The 19215-nt window shown below is 63.5% G+C and carries 17 protein-coding genes; 7 read left to right on the top strand and 10 right to left on the bottom strand.

Annotated features, from left to right (window positions below; all coding sequences use genetic code 11):
* Nucleotides 1-39: 39 nt before the first annotated feature.
* The 4 genes from Q1A53_RS09950 to Q1A53_RS09935 all read right to left on the bottom strand — a co-directional run bounded on the left by Q1A53_RS09950 (nt 40) and on the right by Q1A53_RS09935 (nt 3952).
* Nucleotides 40-354, bottom strand: coding sequence for a YbjQ family protein (locus Q1A53_RS09950; RefSeq protein ID WP_299965778.1), 315 nt, complete (start codon nt 352-354; stop codon nt 40-42).
* A 342-nt stretch (nt 355-696) separates the two neighbouring features.
* Nucleotides 697-2235, bottom strand: coding sequence for a Fe-S cluster assembly protein SufB (gene sufB, locus Q1A53_RS09945; RefSeq protein ID WP_299965776.1), 1539 nt, complete (start codon nt 2233-2235; stop codon nt 697-699).
* Between the two features lie 128 nt (nt 2236-2363).
* On the bottom strand, nt 2364-3455 hold the full coding sequence (locus Q1A53_RS09940; protein WP_299965774.1) for an aminotransferase class V-fold PLP-dependent enzyme: 1092 nt from the start codon (nt 3453-3455) through the stop codon (nt 2364-2366).
* Nucleotides 3456-3490: 35 nt separating this feature from the next.
* Nucleotides 3491-3952, bottom strand: a complete 462-nt coding sequence (locus Q1A53_RS09935) for an Rrf2 family transcriptional regulator (protein ID WP_299965771.1) — start codon at nt 3950-3952, stop codon at nt 3491-3493.
* A gap of 195 nt (nt 3953-4147) precedes the next feature.
* On the opposite strand from Q1A53_RS09935, the gene Q1A53_RS09930 reads away from it, so the two are divergent.
* From Q1A53_RS09930 to Q1A53_RS09915, 4 genes are all read left to right on the top strand, one after another.
* The gene (locus Q1A53_RS09930) at nt 4148-4801 is read left to right on the top strand and encodes an alpha/beta hydrolase (RefSeq protein ID WP_299965769.1); all 654 of its coding nucleotides are present in this window, start codon (nt 4148-4150) and stop codon (nt 4799-4801) included.
* A gap of 32 nt (nt 4802-4833) precedes the next feature.
* A complete protein-coding gene (locus Q1A53_RS09925; RefSeq protein ID WP_299966083.1) occupies nt 4834-5394 on the top strand; it encodes an HD family hydrolase in 561 nt (186 codons plus the stop codon).
* Between the two features lie 251 nt (nt 5395-5645).
* On the top strand, nt 5646-6860 hold the full coding sequence (locus Q1A53_RS09920; RefSeq protein ID WP_299965767.1) for an NADP-dependent isocitrate dehydrogenase: 1215 nt from the start codon (nt 5646-5648) through the stop codon (nt 6858-6860).
* 168 nt (nt 6861-7028) lie between these two features.
* Nucleotides 7029-7643: a YitT family protein gene (locus Q1A53_RS09915; protein WP_299966081.1), complete on the top strand. Its 615-nt coding sequence runs from the start codon at nt 7029-7031 to the stop codon at nt 7641-7643.
* A 1-nt stretch (nt 7644) separates the two neighbouring features.
* Here the strand turns inward: Q1A53_RS09915 and Q1A53_RS09910 are convergent, their stop codons facing one another.
* A complete protein-coding gene (locus Q1A53_RS09910) occupies nt 7645-7848 on the bottom strand; it encodes a DUF6356 family protein (protein WP_299965765.1) in 204 nt (67 codons plus the stop codon).
* Between the two features lie 112 nt (nt 7849-7960).
* On the opposite strand from Q1A53_RS09910, the gene Q1A53_RS09905 reads away from it, so the two are divergent.
* The 3 genes from Q1A53_RS09905 (at nt 7961) to typA (ending at nt 10693) form a co-directional block, all read left to right on the top strand.
* On the top strand, nt 7961-8419 hold the full coding sequence (locus tag Q1A53_RS09905) for an Lrp/AsnC family transcriptional regulator (protein WP_299965763.1): 459 nt from the start codon (nt 7961-7963) through the stop codon (nt 8417-8419).
* A 10-nt stretch (nt 8420-8429) separates the two neighbouring features.
* Nucleotides 8430-8765 (top strand): multidrug efflux SMR transporter, encoded by a 336-nt coding sequence (locus Q1A53_RS09900; protein WP_299965761.1) that lies wholly within the window; start codon nt 8430-8432, stop codon nt 8763-8765.
* A gap of 110 nt (nt 8766-8875) precedes the next feature.
* Nucleotides 8876-10693, top strand: coding sequence for a translational GTPase TypA (gene typA, locus Q1A53_RS09895; protein WP_299965757.1), 1818 nt, complete (start codon nt 8876-8878; stop codon nt 10691-10693).
* A 136-nt stretch (nt 10694-10829) separates the two neighbouring features.
* Here the strand turns inward: typA and Q1A53_RS09890 are convergent, their stop codons facing one another.
* The 5 genes from Q1A53_RS09890 to Q1A53_RS09870 all read right to left on the bottom strand — a co-directional run bounded on the left by Q1A53_RS09890 (nt 10830) and on the right by Q1A53_RS09870 (nt 19003).
* Nucleotides 10830-11117, bottom strand: a complete 288-nt coding sequence (locus tag Q1A53_RS09890) for a DUF1330 domain-containing protein (RefSeq protein ID WP_299965755.1) — start codon at nt 11115-11117, stop codon at nt 10830-10832.
* A gap of 4 nt (nt 11118-11121) precedes the next feature.
* Entirely contained in the window at nt 11122-13779 is a 2658-nt protein-coding gene (alaS, locus tag Q1A53_RS09885; RefSeq protein ID WP_299965752.1) for an alanine--tRNA ligase, read from the bottom strand.
* Between the two features lie 144 nt (nt 13780-13923).
* Nucleotides 13924-14997, bottom strand: a complete 1074-nt coding sequence (recA, locus tag Q1A53_RS09880) for a recombinase RecA (protein WP_299965749.1) — start codon at nt 14995-14997, stop codon at nt 13924-13926.
* Between the two features lie 443 nt (nt 14998-15440).
* Nucleotides 15441-17657: an ATP-binding protein gene (locus Q1A53_RS09875; RefSeq protein WP_299965746.1), complete on the bottom strand. Its 2217-nt coding sequence runs from the start codon at nt 17655-17657 to the stop codon at nt 15441-15443.
* A 188-nt stretch (nt 17658-17845) separates the two neighbouring features.
* Nucleotides 17846-19003, bottom strand: coding sequence for an RsmB/NOP family class I SAM-dependent RNA methyltransferase (locus tag Q1A53_RS09870; RefSeq protein WP_299965743.1), 1158 nt, complete (start codon nt 19001-19003; stop codon nt 17846-17848).
* Nucleotides 19004-19215: the final 212 nt, after the last annotated feature.

The raw sequence follows: 19215 nt of genomic DNA, 5'->3' as shown, positions 1-19215 counted from the left end.
CGGCATTCTATCAACGCCTTGCGGCGCATTATTCATGTATCAGCTTAATCTCACCGCAGTGCCGGAGACCGAGACCATCAGCATGGAATCGCCAATCACCTCATAGTCCAGATCGATCCCCACGACCGCGTTGGCGCCCAGTGCAGCGGCGCGCTCCTCCAACTCCGCCATCGCCTCCTCCCGCGCATCGCGCAGCTTGCTTTCATAGGCGCCAGAGCGTCCGCCGACGATGTCGGTGACCCGCGCAAAGAAGTCGCGCACCACGTTGGCCCCCATGATCGCCTCGCCCACGACGATGCCGTGGTAGCTGCGGATGGGGCGGCCCTCGACGGTGTTGGTGGTGGTGAGGATCATTGATTGTGTGCGCCACTTTTTTGGAGGAGTATGAAGAATTGGATTGCCATACCTGTGACCAGCGCTCCAGCAGCCGCGCAAGAGATTACCAATCTCTTACGGCCCTCCTGGTAGTCGACTACCTTTCGATAGTCGAAATTAGAGAAAGACCTTACCCAGACGCCGCATAGATAAAACCCAGCTGCGAAGACAACGGTATTGTGCAGTATCGACGAAGTAGACCAGACCGGACCGTCCGAAAAAAACCAAGGAATGGAGGCGACCAGGCAGACCGCAGCTCCTGCAAAGACTGATCCAACTGCTAGCGCCAGACTCGCGCCATATACATTCTTCGTCATCAACTCACCCAACCGACCCTTCGAGCGAGATCGCCACCAACTGCTGCGCCTCCATGGCGAACTCCATCGGCAGCGCCTGCAGCACGTCCTTGCAGAAGCCATTCACGACCAGCGCCACGGCCTCTTCCTCATCCATCCCGCGCGAGCGGCAGTAGAAGAGTTGGTCGTCGTCCACCTTGGAGGTAGTCGCCTCATGCTCGACACGGCTGGAGTTGTTCTTCACCTCGATATACGGCACCGTGTGCGCCCCGCAATCGCCGCCGATCAGCAGGCTGTCGCATTGCGTATAGTTGCGCGACTCCTTGGCCTTTGGGTGCATCGACACCAGCCCGCGATAGGTGTTCTGCGCGCGCCCCGCCGAAATGCCCTTGGAGACGATCCGGCTCTTGGTACGCTTGCCCAGATGCACCATCTTGGTGCCCGTATCGGCCTGCTGCATGTTGTTGGTGATGGCAATCGAGTAGAACTCGCCCTGACTGTCGTCGCCCCGCAAAATGCACGACGGGTACTTCCAGGTCACAGAAGATCCGGTCTCCACCTGAGTCCACATCACCTTGGCGCGATCACCGCGGCAATCGGCGCGCTTGGTGACGAAGTTATAGATCCCACCCTTGCCATTCTCATCGCCCGGGTACCAGTTCTGCACGGTAGAGTATTTCACTTCCGCGTCTTCCTCGACGACGATCTCCACCACCGCGGCATGAAGCTGCGCGATATCGCGCTGCGGTGCGGTACAGCCTTCGAGGTAGCTCACATACGACCCCTTGTCGGCAATGATCAACGTCCGCTCGAACTGTCCGGTATTCTCCGCATTGATCCGAAAATACGTGCTCAGCTCCATGGGGCAGCGCACGCCCGGCGGCACATAGACAAAGGACCCGTCCGAGAACACTGCCGAATTCAGCGTCGCGTAATAGTTGTCGCTGACCGGTACGACGGAGCCCAGGTACTTCTTCACCAGCTCCGGATGATCCTTGATCGCCTCGGAGATGGAGCAGAAGATCACGCCGGCCTTCTTAAGCTCCTCCTGAAAGGTCGTGCCTACGGAGACGCTGTCAAACACCGCATCCACCGCCACCTTGCGCCCCTCAGCGGGGATATCCTCTGCCCCCTCGACACCGGCGAGGATCATCTGCTCCTTCAGCGGAATGCCGAGCTTGTTGTAGGTGGCGAGGATTTTTGGGTCCACCTCGTCCAGCGATTTCGGCTTCACCTCCATCGACTTGGGCCGCGCGTAGTAGTACTGGTCCTGAAAGTCGATCTCGGGGTAGTCCACCATCGCCCAGTCGGGCTCTTCCTTCTGCAACCAGCGCTCGTAGGCCGCCAGCCGCCACTCGGTCATCCAGGCAGGCTCCTCGTTCTTCTCGGAGATGAGCTTCACGATGTCAGGGCTCAGACCCTTCGGCGCATATTCCATCTCGATGTCGGTGGACCAGCCATGCTTGTAGGTACCGCCAACCTCGCGGACCGCATCGACCGTCTCCTGATCAACACCATCCTTGACCTGTACGTCCTGCGCTATCGTGTTATCCAGTGCCGCCATCTTTCCCTCCAGACCTCACGCCCTTGGGGCGCGGTTACTCTTCTCAGCGCCTCAAGGGCGCTCCGATCTCTCTCACGCCACCCGGGCGCTTCTTTCATCCTCACGCCGCTCGGGCGCCTCTTGTATCCTCACGCCGCTCTGGCGCGAAACCTCGCTTCCGCCGCCAGCCACGCAGCGGCGAACCGCTCCACATCCTGACGCGTCGTCTCCAACCCCAGGGACACGCGAACCGCGCTCCCGGCGATGTCCTCTTCGAACCCCATCGACCGCAGGACAGCACTCGCCCGCACCTTGCCGCTGGAACATGCAGACCCGGCGCTGATCGCGAACCCCGCAAGGTCCATCTGGATCACCTGGGCCTCTCCCTTCCAGCCAGGCGTGGCAAAAAGAGACGTATTGGGCAGCCGCGCCACCCCTTGTCCGACAAAAATAGTTGTCTTTGCCTCCGCCGCAAGGGTGTTTTCTAGAATCTTTCTAAGTTCTCCGACCGCGTCCCACCGACCGGCCCGAATATCACCCGCAGCCCCCTCCGCCGCAGCCCCGAAGCCAGCGATCCCGATGATGTTCTCCGTGCCCGAGCGCCGCCCCATCTCCTGCCCGCCCCCGCGCAGGATCGCCTCCGGATCCGACCCGGTAAAGTTGATCAACGCGCCCACGCCCTTGGGCCCGCCCAGCTTATGGGCCGACAGGATCATGTAATCGGCCCGCAGCGCAGCCCGCTCTGGCACGGCGACACGCCCCGCAGCCTGGGTGATGTCACAAACAACAGGCACCTCCAGCGTGTCAAAGAGCGACTTGGGCGCGCAAATACCCGTCTCACTGTTGGCCAGGGCAACCGCAAGCAGACCCGCCGCGGGCAGACCCGCCAAAGCTTCGGGACGCGCGGCGCCTGTGCTATCAAAAACGCCCGGCACCTCCCGCGTGCCCCAAACCGCCAGACAGTCGTGCTCCGTTGGCAACGCCGCAAAATCCGACCGTTGCGCAACCGCCAGTGCCGCCGCTTCGGTGGCCCCGCTGGTAAAAATCACCTGGGACGGCTCACACCCCACCAGCCCTGCCACCTGCGCCCGCGCCCGCTCCACCACCGCTTTCGCGGCGCGCCCCTCGCCATGCACCGACGACGGGTTGCCCACCAGATCCATCGCCGCCAGCATCGCGGTGCGTGCCTCCGCCCGCAAAGGCGTGGTCGCATTGTGATCGAGATAGACGCGCTCTTTCATCTTGCCAAAAAAACTCCCGCCGGAGGCTCCCGCCCTCAGACCTCATCCACAACGTCAAACAGGTTCGGCACCGCCGGACAGGGCACCAGATCATTGGCAATCACATCCGACAGCCGGGTCTGGTGCAAAAACACGTAGACATGCGCGCTCAACCCCTCCCACAACCGGTTGGTGAGCGACTGCGCCCGACTGCCCGACGCACCACCCGAGGCACCCGCCCCCTTGTGCATCGCATCCACCGTCTCATCGACCGCGGACAGAATATCGACCACCCGGATCGCGGACGGCGCCCGCGCCAAGCGGTACCCGCCCCCCGGGCCGCGCACCGATGCCACCAGTTCCGCCCGCCGCAGCTTCACGAAAAGCTGCTCCAGATAGGGCAGCGAAATTGACTGCCGCCGCGCGATCTCGCTCAGGGTCACCAGATCCCCCTCCGGCTGCATCGCCAGATCGGCCAGCGCCACCATCGCATACCGCCCCTTGGTCGAAAGCTTCATCCCATCCCCTCCCCGCGCCCATGCGATTGACGCGGGCGCATGAATTGCATAAGTCGGAATTTCGCAGGCTGGACTTGGCCCGCGCCCAACGCGGGACGGCACCCGGCTCGCACCCGAATTAGAACCGTTCTAAAGTGACCGGGGCCATCCGTCAAGATGACCCGGCCACCTCAGGACACTGTTACAGGGACGCCCATGCCCGAGGTCATCTTTCCCGGACCCGAAGGCCGCCTCGAAGGCCGCTACCACCCCCAAAAAGAACGCGACGCCCCCATCGCCATTGTGTTGCACCCGCACCCGCAGTTCGGCGGCACCATGAACCATGTCATCGTGCACCGCCTGCACTACGCCTTCTACAACATGGGCTTCACGGTGCTGCGCTTCAATTTCCGCGGGGTGGGCCGAAGCCAGGGCGAATACGACCAGGGCATCGGCGAGCTTTCCGACGCCGCCTCCGCGCTCGACTACCTGCAGTCGATGAACAACAATTCCAAACACTGCTGGGTCGCGGGGTTCTCCTTCGGCGCCTGGATCGGCATGCAGCTGCTGATGCGCCGGCCGGAGATCACCGGCTTCATCTCCGTCGCCCCGCCCGCCAACATGTACGACTTTTCCTTCCTCGCCCCCTGCCCCGCCTCGGGCCTGATCATCAACGGCACCGCCGACCGTGTGGCGCCGCCCGCCGATACGGATGCGCTGGTCTCCAAGCTGCATGAGCAAAAGGGCATCACCATCACCCATGAACAGGTCGATGGCGCGGGGCATTTCTTCGAGGAGCCGCACCTCGACTCGCTCATCGACACCTCCACTTCCTACGTCAAACGCCGCCTGACGGAGACCTCGCGCTAACCGTGCCCGGCACGCCGCGCCTCGATGCCCAGATGGCGTTTCTGGCAGAGGCCGACCGGCTGAAATCCGTGCTGCGTGCGGCGCGCCTGCACGATGCCAGCCGGTTCGAGAACGCGGCGGAGCATTCCTGGCATGTCACCCTCTACGCGCTGACACTGGCCGAGCACGCCCCCACCGGCGTGACCATCGACCGGGTGCTGCGCATGTTGCTGATCCACGATCTGGTCGAGATCGATGCGGGCGACAACCCGATCCACGGCGCCGTCGATGCCGCGGCACAACAGGCTGCGGAGCAGACCGCCGCCGACCGTCTCTTTGGCCTGCTGCCCGACGACCAAAGCACCCGGTTCCGCGCGCTCTGGGATGAGTTCGAAGCGGCCCGGACACCGGACGCACAATTCGCCAAGGCCATCGACCGGCTGACCACGCCCATGGCCAATCTCGACAACGGCGGCGGCTCCTGGCACGACTACGATGTGACGCTGGCGCAGCTGGACACCCGCGTCGGCACCCCGATGGCGCGCGGGGCGCCGCTGCTCTGGGCGTGGCTCAGGCCCCGGCTTGCGGGTTTTTTCGGACACACACCGCCCTAACGCCCCCTTACCCGACCGGTCGCCCAGCACCGACACGATACCGACGCGATACCGACGTCATACCGACGCGATACCGACAGGATGCCGAAAAAATGAAATCCCACGGATCGCGGGATCAGTGGGAAATCCTCCCAACGCCCGTGATGCTAGTCCACAGCGCGGTATACATCTGTATACCGCCTTTCCTACCGACCACATCTGCGCTACAGGGGGGCGCAGACCACGACTCGCATCAGCCACAGGAGACGCCCGTGACCAAGATCAAGGTAGAAAACCCCGTTGTCGAACTCGACGGCGATGAAATGACCCGGATCATCTGGGATTTCATCAAGAAGAAACTCATTCTGCCTTATCTGGACGTGGACCTGAAATACTACGATCTGGGGATCGAGGCGCGGGACGAGACCGACGACCAGATCACCATCGACGCGGCCAACGCCATCAAGGAAATCGGGGTGGGCGTCAAATGCGCCACCATCACCCCCGATGAGGCGCGGGTGGAGGAATTCAACCTCAAGAAGATGTGGCGCAGCCCCAATGGCACGATCCGCAACATCCTGGGCGGCGTGGTCTTCCGCGAGCCGATCATCTGCTCCAACGTACCGCGCCTGGTGCCCGGCTGGACCCAGCCCATCGTGATCGGGCGCCACGCCTTCGGCGATCAGTACCGCGCCACCGACATGAAATTCCCCGGACCCGGCAAGCTGTCCATGAAGTTCGTGGGCGAGGACGGCACCGTCGAAGAGCATGAGGTGTTCGACGCCCCCTCTTCGGGCGTGTTCATGTCGATGTACAACCTCGACAAATCCATCGAGGATTTCGCCCGCGCGTCCTTCAACTACGGCCTCAAGCGCGGCTACCCGGTCTATCTCTCCACCAAGAATACCATTATGAAACAGTATGATGGCCAGTTCATGCTGATCTTCCAGCGGGTCTTTGACGCCGAGTTCGCGGATGCCTTCAAAGAGGCGGGCATCACCTACGAGCACCGTCTGATCGACGACATGGTGGCTTCGGCCATGAAGTGGTCCGGCGGCTACGTCTGGGCGTGCAAGAACTACGACGGCGACGTGCAGTCCGACACCGTCGCACAGGGCTTTGGCAGCCTTGGTCTGATGACCTCGCAGCTGATGACGCCCGATGGCAAGATCGTGGAGGCCGAGGCGGCCCACGGTACGGTCACCCGCCACTACCGCCAGCACCAGAAGGGGGAGGAGACCTCGACCAACTCCATCGCCTCGATCTTTGCCTGGACGGGCGGGCTCAAGCACCGCGCCAAGCTGGACGAGAACGCCCCGCTGATGAATTTCGCCGAGACGCTGGAAAAGGTCATCGTGGACACCGTGGAAAGCGGCTCCATGACCAAGGATCTGGCGCTGCTGGTCGGCCCCGATCAGAAGTGGCTGACCACCATGGGCTTTCTGGAAAAAGTGGACGAGAACCTCAACAAGGCGCTCGCCGGCTGAGGCAACGCCCCGCGCAGTCGGCCTCCGAGCCGACTGCCTGCCGCCTCCCCCTTCAAAGCCCTCCCGTGCTGAAAGATGTGGCACCCGCCCGGTGCCACCTCCTCCAAAGCCTGCCGCCTGCGCGACCGGACTGGACAGCGAACAGCCACGCGGGATAAGCGCATCCCCATGCAGCTGTCCTCGAAAAACCCGCAAAAACATACACTTTGGGAAGATGTGCAGGGTCTGGGCCTCGGCGTCTTTCTGTGCAGCCTCGGTGTGCATCTGCTCACCTCCGTGGGGCTGATCACCGGGCAGACCGCAGGGCTCGCCGTCATCGCCTCCTACCTCACGGGCTATTCCTTTGGCGTGGCGTTCTTTGTGATCAACCTGCCGTTCTACGCGCTGGCCTACCGGCGGCTGGGGCTGGAGTTCACCGTCAAATCGCTGATCTCCGTCACGCTGATGTCCCTGATCACCGAAGCACTGCCCCTGGGCATGCAGTTCGACACGCTGGATCCCGCCCTCGGTGCGGTCAGTTTCGGCGCGCTGGTGGGCATCGGCCTGCTGGCCATGTTCCGGCACAATGGCTCCATGGGCGGTTTGGGCGTCGTGGCCCTGCTGGTGCAGGACACCACCGGGTTCAAGGCAGGCTGGGTGCAGCTCATCGCCGATGCGATGATTTTCGGCGTGGCCTGCTTCCTGTTCCCGCTGCCAGTTGTGCTCTTTTCACTGCTGGGGGCCGTGGTGCTGAACCTGGTGATCACCTTCAACCACCGGCGCGACCGCTACATCGCCACGTGAGCTAGTGCCGGTTCTCGATCCGGTGGTAGAGCTGACGGATAATGTTACCGGCCGTCTTCTCGAAAAGACAGGGGATCAGCGCATGCACCAGCGCGGCACCCCCCGCCGCGAGCAGCAACCCCGCAAAGCTGAGCGCAAAGCGCATGTGCTGGAAAAAGCTCTCATTCACCGTGGCGGGATGATCAAGGAATATACGTTGCAGCATGGGGCGGGTCTCCTCTTTTGCGATGTTTCTACCGCTGATAGGGTGAGACCCTATCCCAAAAATCACACTATTATCGTTGACGATGAGATATTTTCCCACAAACATGCGATATATGGAGACATTAGATGCCATAGACCGCCGACTCCTCGTCCAATTGCAACGGGACGCCGCCACCCCGCTCGACGCTCTGGGAGAGGCCGTCAACCTCAGCCGCAACGCCTGCTGGCGGCGGATCAAGGCACTGGAGGCGGCGGGGGTGATCAAGGGCCGCGTGGCGGTGCTCGATGCGGATAAGCTGGGCCTGGGGTTAATGGTCTTTATCATGATCCGCACCAACGCCCATGCCCCGGACTGGCTGACACAGTTCCGGCAGGCAACCCGCGCCATGCCCGAAATCCTCGGCGTTTACCGCATGACCGGGGATCTGGATTATCTCATCCGGGCGCGCGTGGCGGATATGGCGGGGTACGACCGGCTCTACCAGGCGCTGATCCACAGGGTTCCGCTGTCCGATGTCTCCGCCAGCTTCGTGATGGAGGAAATCAAGGACACCGCAGAACTGCCGCTTTGAAAGGGTTGTCATGCCGCTACACTATCTGACGCTGATCGCCGCCGTGATATTCGAGACCATCGGCACCACCGCACTGCAGGCCTCGGCGCAGTTCACCCGGCTCGGACCGTCGGTGCTGGTGGTGCTGGCCTACGGGATCGCCTTTTACCTGCTGGGGCTGACGCTGAAAGTCATGCCGGTGGGCGTTGTCTATGCCATCTGGTCGGGGCTGGGGATCGTCAGCATCGCGGTCATCGGGTTCGTGGTCTTTGGTCAACGGCTCGATCTGCCTGCGGTGATCGGGCTGGCGCTGATCCTCTGCGGGATCCTGGTGATCCACCTTCTGTCGGATACGACCACCCATTAAGGCTGTTGCTGCAGGGCAGCAATTTTCCCTAGCAATCCGGCCCCCCGCGCGGTATGCGCGCTGCAACACGCGCGGCAGCGCGCCCCCTTCCCGTATCAAAGGCTCACCTCATGGACCTGCGCAACATCGCAATCATCGCTCACGTTGACCACGGCAAAACCACGCTGGTGGATGAATTGCTCAAACAATCCGGGACCTTCCGCGAAAACCAGGCCACCGCCGAGCGGGCCATGGACAGCAACGATCTGGAACGTGAGCGTGGCATCACCATTCTGGCCAAGGCCACCAGTGTCGAGTGGAAAGACACCCGTATCAATATCGTGGACACCCCGGGCCACGCCGATTTCGGCGGCGAGGTAGAGCGGATCCTGAGCATGGTGGATGGGGTGGTGCTGCTGGTGGATGCCGCCGAAGGGCCCATGCCGCAGACGAAATTCGTCACCTCCAAGGCGCTGGCGCTCGGGTTGCGACCCATCGTGGTGCTCAACAAAGTGGACAAGCCCGATGCAGAGCCGGACCGCGCGCTGGACGAGTGTTTCGATCTTTTCGCCAATCTCGGCGCCGATGACGATCAGCTGGATTTCCCGGCCATGTATGCCTCCGGCCGCAATGGCTGGGCGGATATGGAGCTGGATGGGCCGCGCCAAGACCTCTCTGCCCTCTTCGATCTGATCGTGGAACACGTGCCCGCCCCTGCTCAGGTGGCCGAGCGCGACGCACCTTTCCGGATGCTGGCAACCACGCTGGGGGCGGATGCGTTCATCGGCCGGATCCTGACAGGGCGCGTCGAAGCGGGCACCTTGAAAGCCGGTGAAACGGTCAAGGCGCTGAGCCGCGACGGGGAGCTGATCGAGAACTTCCGCGTGACCAAGATCCTCGCCTTTCGCGGGCTGAACCAACAGCCCATCGATCTGGCCGAAGCAGGTGACATCGTGAGCCTGGCGGGCATGTCCAAGGCGACCGTGGCCGACAGCATCGTCGCACCGCAGGTCACCGAGGCCCTGCCCGCCCAGCCCATCGACCCGCCCACGATCACCGTGACCTTTGGGATCAACGACAGCCCGCTGGCGGGTCGCGACGGCAAAAAGGTGCAGTCCCGTGTGATCCGCGAGCGGTTGATGAAAGAGGCCGAGAGCAACGTGGCCATCAAGATCTCGGACACACCCGGCGGCGAGGCCTTTGAGGTCGCGGGCCGGGGCGAGTTGCAGATGGGCGTGCTGATCGAGAACATGCGCCGCGAGGGGTTCGAGTTGAGCATTTCGCGCCCGCAGGTGCTCTTTCGCGAGATTGACGGCGTGCGGCACGAGCCCATCGAAGAGGCCACCATCGACGTGGATGACGAGTATTCAGGTGCCGTGATCGAGAAGATCACCGGTGTGCGCCGCGGTGAGTTGGTAGAGATGAAACCCGCCGGTGCGGGCAAGACCCGGATCGTGGCGCATGTGCCGTCGCGCGGGTTGATCGGCTATCACGGCGAGTTTCTGACCGACACGCGCGGGACGGGCGTGCTGAACCGGGTCTTTCATAGCTGGGCACCGCATAAGGGGGCCATTCCGGGGCGGCGTGCGGGGGTGTTGATCTCCATGGAGAACGGCAGTTCCGTGGCCTATGCGCTGTGGAATCTGGAGGAACGTGGCCGGATGATGATCGGCGCGCAGGCCGACGTCTACACCGGCATGATCATCGGTGAGCACAGCCGCGAAAACGATCTGGAAGTGAACCCGCTCAAGGGCAAGAAGCTGACCAACGTACGCGCCTCTGGGACCGATGAGGCGGTGCGGCTGACCACACCGATCACCCTCTCGCTGGAAGAGGCGATTGCCTATATCGACGACGACGAACTGGTCGAGGTAACGCCGAACGCGATCCGGCTGCGCAAGCGGTATCTGGATCCGCACGAGCGCAAGCGGATGGCGAAGGCGGGGTAGCGCCGGGGTTCTTCATCGGAGGGACTTTTTCCTGGGGCTCTGCTCCAGACCCAGCGTTACCTGGGGCTCTGCCCCAGACCCCGGAGTTTATCTGGCAAGATGAAAGAGCAGTGCTGCGCCTGTTTTTAAGCGCGCTTTATTCGCTGGTCTCAATGATCATCAACTCGCGTTCGGAGACGTCGCGGGCGTGGTTGAGGGCGCGTTGATACAGGTCGGAATGATAGCATTTTTCCGCCGTGGCCACGTCTGGGAAGCGGGCGACCACGTTGCGGGGCCGGGCACGGCCTTCGAGCTGGACGAAATGGCCACCGCGGGCGATGAAATGGCCGCCGTGCGCTGCGATCGCTTCCGTGGCAAGGGCGGCGTATTTGGCGTAGGCCTCCTCATCGGTAACGGTCACATGGGCGATCCAGAGGGCGGGCATCGCTTTATCCTTTCAAGACGGTTTCTGCGGCGGCGATGGCGGCGTCGGCGTTGGCGGTATCGCGGGCGCCACCCTGTGCCATGTCGGGCCTGCCACCGCCCCCCTTGCCGCCCAAGGCTGCAACGGCGGATCTGACCAGATCGACGGCGGAGTGTTTGTCGGTGAGATCCTCCGTGACGCCCGCCGCGACGGCGGCCTTGCCATCTGCCTCGGCGATGAGCAGGACGGCGCCGCTGCCCAGACGATCCTTGAACTGATCCACGAGGGCGGGCAGATCCTTGCCGGTGACGCCCGAGAGGACCTGAGCCAGAAACGGGGTGCCGGCGATGTCGCGCGCCTCGGGCGCGGCGGCGGTGCCACCGCCCGCCATGGCGAGTTCGCGGCGCAGTTGGGCGATCTCGTTGCTGAGACTGCGGCGCTCGTCCATCAGGGTGCGCACGCGGGCGGGCACATCGGCTGGCTGGGCCTTGAGATCGCCCGCAACCTCGGCGAGCCGTGTGTCCTGATCGCGCAGGTGCTCGAGCGCTGCAGCCCCCGTGAGCGCCTCGATCCGGCGCACGCCTGCACTGCTGGCGCTGTCCCCCAGCGTGACGAAGGCACCGATATCGCCGGTGCGCGCGACATGGGTGCCGCCGCAGAGTTCCAGCGAGTAGGTAGCGCCGTCGCTGCCTTTGCCCGACCCGGGCTGGTGCCCCATGGAGACAACGCGCACCTCATCGCCGTATTTCTCGCCGAAAAGCGCCTGCGCGCCCATGGCGCGGGCGTCATCGGGTGTCATAACCCGGGTGGTCACGGGGGCGTTCTGGCGGATGTAGCTGTTCACCTCTGCATTCACGCGCGCGAGATCGTCGGCGGTGAGCGCGTGGTTATGGCTGAAATCGAAGCGCAGCCGATCGGCGGCGTTCAGCGAGCCGCGCTGTGCCACGTGATCGCCCAGAGCCTCCCGCAGCGCTTCGTGCAGCAGATGGGTGGCGGAGTGGTTAGCGCGGATCTGGCTGCGGCGGGCGTGGTCAACCTCCAGCACGGCTGCCTCGCCGGGGGCGATCTGGCCTTCGGTGACCTCGGCCATATGAACGAAAACACCCGCGGTCTTGCGTGTGTCAGTGATCCGGGCCGCGCCTGTTGATGTTTTCAGGACGCCCGTGTCGCCCACCTGACCGCCGCTTTCGGCGTAAAATGGCGTCTGGTTCAGCGCGATCTGCAGGTTCTGGCCTTTAGTGGCGGTCTCAACCGGTTTGCCGTCCTGCACGAGCGCGACGATCTGACCTTCGGCCTGTTCGGTATCGTAGCCGAGGAAATCCGTGGTGCCATGTTGATCGGCCACGTCGAACCAGACGGTCGCATCGGCTGCCTCGCCGGAGCCTGCCCAAGCGGCCCGCGCCTTGGCCTTCTGCTCGGCCATGGCGGCATCGAACCCATCGGTATCCACGCCGCGGCCCTGTTCGCGCAGCGCATCCTGGGTCAGATCCAGCGGGAACCCGTAGGTGTCATAGAGCTTGAAGGCCGCCGCCCCGGGCAGATCGGCGTCGGGCGAAAGCGTTGCGATCTCTTCGTCGAGCAGTTTCAGACCGCGGTCGAGGGTCTGGCGGAAGCGTGTCTCTTCCTGCAGAAAGCTCTCCTCAATCATGCTTTGAGCCTGCACCAGTTCGGGGTAGGCCGCGCCCATCTGACGGACCAGCGCGGGCACCAGCCGGTGCATCAGCGGATCCGCAGCGCCCAGCAGATGCGCATGACGCATGGCGCGCCGCATGATCCGCCGCAGCACGTAGCCACGCCCGTCGTTGCTGGGCAGCACTCCGTCGGCCATCAGGAAGGAGGTGGAGCGCAGATGATCCGCGATCACCCGGTGGTTGGTCTTGCCGGGCCCGTCCGGATCGGAGCTGGTGGCATCGGCGGAAGCCTCGATCAGGCTGCGCATCAGGTCCGTGGCGTAGTTGTCGTTGGTCCCCTGCAGCAGGGCCGCGACCCGCTCCACACCCATGCCGGTGTCGATGGATTGCGCGGCGAGATCCCGCCGGGTGCCATCCTCGAACTGCTCGTACTGCATGAAGACCAGGTTCCAGATCTCCACGAAGCGGTCGCCGTCTTCTTCGGGGCTGCCGGGGGGGCCACCCCAGATGTGATCGCCGTGATCGTAGAAGATCTCCGTGCACGGCCCGCAGGGACCGGTGGGGCCCATCATCCAGAAGTTGTCATTGGTGGCGATGCGGATGATGCGGCCATCGGGCACGCCGATCTTTTTCCAGATCTCCGCCGCCTCATCGTCAGTGTGATAGACGGTGACGTAGAGGCGCGATTTTTCGATGCCGAGATCGCGGGTGATCAGCTCCCACGCAAAGCGGATGGCGTCTTCCTTGAAATAGTCGCCAAAACTGAAATTTCCCAGCATTTCAAAGAAGGTATGATGGCGCGCGGTATAGCCCACATTGTCCAGATCATTGTGCTTGCCGCCCGCGCGCACGCATTTCTGCGCCGTCGTGGCACGTTTGTAGTCGCGCGTCTCGACCCCGGTGAAGAGGTTCTTGAACTGCACCATGCCCGAGTTGGCGAACATCAAGGTGGGATCATTGCGCGGCACCAGCGGACTGGAGGGCACGACCGCATGTCCCTGCCGTTCGAAATAGGACAGGAAGGTCGATCGGATATCGTTCAGCGTTTGCATCGCGGGGGCCTTTGCGCAGTCATTCAGCCTGCGAGAGATAACCCGGTGGTTTGCCCCTGTCCACGGGGATTGCAACGGAAAACGGGGCCGCCTCTGAGGCCGCCCCGTCCGTCAGAATTCATCCTGTTGGCGCGCGTCGGGTGCTCAGGCCTCCAGAACGCCGTCGTCTTCGGTGCGCTCGCCCGGGGGCATGTCGAAATCCAGACCGTGCGCGGCGCGGATCTTGTCCTCGATTTCCAGCGCCATGGCGACATTCTCGCGCAGGAAGCCCTTGGCGTTCTCGCGGCCCTGCCCGATGCGTTCGTCGCCGTAGCTGAACCAGGAGCCGGACTTGTCCACCACACCGGCGGCCACGCCCAGATCCAGCAGCTCGCCCATCTTGGAGATGCCCTCGCCGTACATGATGTCGAATTCCACCTGCTTGAAGGGGGCGGCGACCTTGTTTTTCACGACCTTGACGCGGGTGTGGTTGCCCACGACCTCATCGCGGTCCTTGAGCGCGCCGATACGGCGGATGTCGAGCCGGACGGAGGAGTAGAACTTCAGCGCGTTGCCGCCGGTTGTCGTTTCAGGCGAGCCGAACATGACGCCGATCTTCATGCGGATCTGGTTGATGAAGATCACCATGCAGTTGGAGCGGCTGATCGAGCCCGTCAGTTTGCGCATCGCCTGGCTCATCAGCCGCGCCTGCACGCCGACGGAGCTGTCGCCCATGTCGCCTTCAAGCTCGGATTTGGGCGTTAGAGCGGCGACCGAATCCACGATGACCATGTTGACCGCACCGGAGCGCACCAGCGTATCGGTGATCTCCAAGGCCTGCTCGCCGGTGTCAGGCTGGCTGATCAGCAGCTCATCCAGATCAACGCCGAGCTTTTTGGCATAGGTCGGGTCCAGCGCGTGTTCCGCATCCACGAAAGCGCAGACGCCGCCCGCCTTTTGCTGCTCTGCCACGCAGTGCAGCGTCAGCGTGGTTTTACCCGAGCTTTCGGGCCCGTAGATCTCCACGATCCGGCCCATGGGCAGACCGCCGATGCCAAGCGCGATGTCGAGACCCAGAGAGCCTGTCGAGCTTGCCTTGATGTCCTGAACGGCGCCCTCCTGGCCCAGCTTCATGATCGAGCCCTTGCCGAACTGCCGCTCAATCTGGGCCAGCGCGGAATCGAGCGCCTTTTGCTTGTCTGCCGATTTTTTACTGCTCATGCTCAATAAATCTGCCATTACCATCCTCGATTGCTCTTAGTGTCACAGTTCGCCGAGCACGGCAATCACTGCACATGCTCCCGACCGATTTGTTCTCATTACGTTCCTTATGGGACCAAAAAGAGAACATTTCAATCAAAATGTCGATAAATGATCTTTTGCCGAATCTGGTTAAGGAGAGGTTTAGCGGGCCGAGGTTTTTGCCCGAGCCGGGCTTTGCCGCTGCGGGATCACGCCGAAACGGCGGCTCGGCCAGCGGCAAATCGCCAGCAGCGAACCGCCCCGGGGGACGGCCTCACGGCACGGAAAATCAGCCCCGGTGAGAGCCATCGTCGGCATAACAGACCACGTGCCTCCATCGGACGTGGCAACCGGAACGATCCGCATCCCAACCATCCGTCGGTCGCCATCAGATCGAGCAGGCCCCGGCCTTGCGTGACCCCCCTGTCGCGGCCCGACGCTTAATGAAGCTGGCTGTGAACAGTGTCCGTCAAGTCATTGAGGGAGAATGGTTTTGGCAGAAAGACCGAATTGGGGATCTTGATCTGTTCTTCGCCGAAACTGTCCTCAGCGTAGCCCGACACAAAGACCACGCGCACGCCGGGCCGGTCCTCCAGCGCCTTGCGCACCCAGCTTGGCCCGTCCATGCCGGGCATGACCACATCCGTCACAAAGACATCCACGGTCAGCGAGGTATCCTCCAGCGTTTTGAGCGCAGTCTCGGCGGAATCCGCCTCCAGCACGGTATAACCACGCAGCCGCAGCGCGCGGCTGGCAAAGGCCCGCACCGGGGCTTCGTCCTCCACCAGCAGGATGACCCCGTCGCCGTGTTTGGCGGTCACCTTGGGCTTTTCCAGCTGCTTGGCGGGCTGAACCGCTTCGGGGTTCTCCAACACCGGGAAATAGAGCGAGAAGCAGGTGCCGGTGCCGACCGTGCTATCCACGAAAATATATCCACCCGTCTGCTTGACGATGCCGTAGGCGGTAGACAGGCCGAGGCCCGTGCCCTCGCCCGTGCGCTTGGTGGTAAAGAAGGGCTCAAACACCTTTTGCAGCTTGTCGGAGGGGATCCCGACCCCGTCGTCCGAAACCTGCACCGTGACATAGCGGCCGGGCGGCACCTTCACGCGGTCGCGTTCCAGCGTCTCGGCCAGATCGGAGCATTCGGTGACGATGCGGATCTGACCACCCTGGGGCATCGCATCGCGCGCGTTCACTACGAGGTTCATCAGCACCTGTTCCAGCTGCCGTTTATCGGCGCGGATGGGCTCCAGCACCGGATCGTGGCTGAGCGTCAGGGTGATCTTTTCGCCCACCAGCCGGTTCAGCAGATGCGTCAGATCCGCCAGCGTGTCGCGCATGTCCAGCGTCTCGGGCCGCAGGGTCTGCTTGCGCGAGAAGGCAAGCAACTGCCCCACCAGTGCGGCGGCGCGGTTGGCGTTCTGGTTGATCTGCACCAGATCGCTGAAATCCGGATCGCCCTGATCATGGCGCAGCAGCAGCAGATCGCAATGGCCCGAAATCGCCGTCAGCAGGTTGTTGAAGTCATGCGCCACCCCGCCCGCCAGCTGCCCGATGGCCTGCATCTTCTGGCTCTGGACAAACTGCGCTTCGAGCGATTTGAGCTCGGTGGCATCGTTCAGAACAGCGATCAGCGCGGGCACGCCCTCTTCGGTCACCCGGTTGAGGGTGACCTGAACAAACACTTCCTTGTCGGTGCGTTTGAGCCGCAGAAACTCCGATTGCTGCGCCACCCGTCCCGCCAGCGTTTCGGCCAGCCAGTCGTTGATGGACCGGCCCAACCCTTCCATCAGTTCGAAAAGATGCACGTTGTCCTTGAGCCCGACGCCGATCAGGCCCGCCGCCAGCCGGTTGTAGGCCTGCACTTCACCTTCCTGGCTGATCTTGAGCAGCGGCACCGGCAGGTCCTGAAAGACGTTCCAGCCGTCGGCGACCATCGTCTCCACCCCCGGCGGCAGCAGATAAAGCGCCCGCCTGCCGAGCCCGGCGTCGGCTTCGGCCACCAGCATCCGAATGGGGCCTTCCGCGGCATCGATGTCGCAAATTGCCCCCGGCATCACCGGCAATTGCACAAAAAGCTCCTCAAGCCGCCGGACCCGCCCGCCCACGACCCGGTTTGCCGCTTCATTCATATGCTGGACAGCACCGTCGCGCCCCACGAGGATCATGGGCAGCACCGGCACATCGGTGGCTTGAGCTGCAGCCGCAATATCCTCAAGCCGCCACAAATATGTCTCGGGACCCGCAAGATGCACGCTCAACCGGAGGTGGCCACGTCGGGTGGCGATATCCTCGCGCGCGGCACCGTCTTCATCGGCCCGGCCCCGCAGCCGGAAGAGAAGACCGCTGGGGTTCGCCAGCGTCGTGCTCAAGGTCGCGGCCAGCGTCTCGCTCATACCGTCGCCAAAGCGGGTTCGCGCCGCGGTATTGGCCGCCAGCACCGTGCCCTCCAGATCGGTCAGCACACCGGTGGCGCTGTCCTTTTCGATCACCGCAAAGATGTTGGCGACCCGGGCGGCCTTGCCACGCTCGAACCGCCGCGCCAGGACGACCAGCGTGAGACTGATCGCCACGAGGGCCACAGCCGCGGCCAAGAGCGCCCGTTGCGCCGTCAGATCAGGCGCCACCAGCGCAAGGCCGCCAAGCACCAACGCCACCACCAAAAGGCTTTTCCATCGGGTCTCGGCAGTCAGCGCAAACCGGGTAAGTTTGGAAGGCGTTACAGCACTGCTCGGCAAGTTCAAGCTCCCAGGATTTCGAATCGCCAAAGCATTTACGCGTCCGATGAGTTAAGCAGCGATTAACCAACGCATGCATTGCTCGCAGAAGTTGAGTACGCCAAGGATTAAACGCGCGTCAAGTGTGCAGTGAAAAAACCGTCATTGTGTTGCCCGACATCAAAACGGTGTTGCACGGTGCATGACCAGCCCGGGGTCCGATCCAGAAACGCGGTGACGCGCGCTTCATTTTCCGCCGAAAGCACCGAGCAGGTCGCATACGCCAGCACCCCGTCCGGCGCGACCAGCGCCGCCGCCGCATCCAGAATGCTGTCCTGCAGGTCGGTGAGGTCGGCCAGCCTCTCTGGCGTCAAGGCCCACTTGCCGCCGGGCGCACGCCGCCAGGCGCCACTGCCTGAGCATGGCGCGTCGCAAAGCACCAGATCAAAGGGCGCGTTTTCGGCCAACTGCCGGGCGTCAAGAAGGGTCAGAGGGGTGCCCGCGCGCGCGGCGCGCAGGGGCAAGTCCTGCATCCGGGACGGATCGGCGTCATGGGCAAAGACAGCAGCCCCCCGCGCCGCGAACGCCAACGCCTTGCCACCACCGCCTGCACAATAATCCAGCACCCGCCCGCTGTCGGGCGCCAGATCGACCACCGCCTGAGAGGCCGCATCCTGCAATTCGATCTCTCCCGCCCGGAACACCTCGGTCTGCCGTACCCGGCGCGCACCCTCCTGCACGCTCAGCGCGGTGGGGCTGACGGGATTGGGGGCGGTGATCACGCCGTCTGCGGCCAGCGCGGCAGCGGCAGTCTCCAGGGTGGTCTTGGCAATGTTGACCCGCAAGGTCACCGGTGCACGCGCCTTCAGCGTCTCTGCGGTGGCAGCAGCGCCGTCTCCCAGGCTCTCTTCAAACGCAGGGAGGATCCAGTCTGGCAGGTCCCAGTCCTCCCCCTTGTCGAGCGCGGGCACCGCATGGGCTGCCTCCGCCGGTTGCAAGGGTGCGGGAGCATGGCCCTGCCCGTCAAAGAGCGTCTCGGGCGCCGTGCCCTGCATCCGCAATAGACCGATCATCAGCGCCCGGCCCGTCTCGCCCCCGCCGTGAGCGGCAGCGCTGCGCTTGCATCGGATGACGTCAAAGACATGGTCCCGGACCGCCGCACGATCCTTGGAACCGGCAAATCGGCTCCGCCGCGCCCAGCGGGTCAGCGCCTGTTCCACCGCTGCCCCCGCCTGCACCGCATCAAGCACCTCAATCGCGGCAGCGACCCGCGCACCTGGGGTCATTGCCTGGGTCCCCGCACCTGCTCGCTGTCATCCGTGTATAGGCCCTGCGGGGTAGCGGGCCCGAAAGTGCATCTTTGCTGGTCTGCCATCACTGATCCCTTTTGACTGCCCGGCTCCGGGTGTCACGCGGCGACGCGGCGGCGTCAAGGTGCTTTGCGGATGATCCGGGATCCGGCTGTGCCCCTGTGCGGGTCAGTGCCACTGTCGTCAGG

It is taken from the genome of uncultured Roseobacter sp. (assembly GCF_947496515.1).
Lineage (GTDB): Bacteria > Pseudomonadota > Alphaproteobacteria > Rhodobacterales > Rhodobacteraceae > Roseobacter.
The sequence above is the reverse complement of the archived record's forward strand: the minus strand, read 5'-3'. Positions and strand labels throughout refer to the sequence as shown.